The organism is Absiella sp. AM09-50 (genome assembly GCF_003433845.1).
Taxonomy (GTDB): domain Bacteria; phylum Bacillota_I; class Bacilli_A; order Erysipelotrichales; family Erysipelotrichaceae; genus Hoskinsella; species Hoskinsella hominis.
The window spans coordinates 445-657 of the sequence record NZ_QVFI01000077.1; the positions used below are offsets into that span (position 1 = coordinate 445).

General features: G+C 39.0%; 1 protein-coding gene. It reads left to right on the forward strand.

Annotation, left to right across the window (positions count from 1 at the left end):
• On the forward strand, positions 1 to 213 hold a 213-nt coding region (locus DW114_RS21930; protein ID WP_233512200.1), incomplete at both ends, for a hypothetical protein.

The following is a 213-nucleotide window of genomic DNA, read 5'->3' on the forward strand; positions in this document are numbered from 1 at the left end:
GCCAATCTTTGTGATTGTGATGTTTTGTGTTTACTATCTTTCTGTATCCACCATTGGTACATGGGCAACGGATTGGGCAAATGATGGCTTGTTTGGTGATGGTTGGCATTTATTAAGTATTGGAAGTCATGACTATGATGAAGCAATCACAAATTATGCCGAAGAACATGTGTGGACACCACCATTGATTACAATAATAGATCAGGCTGTATC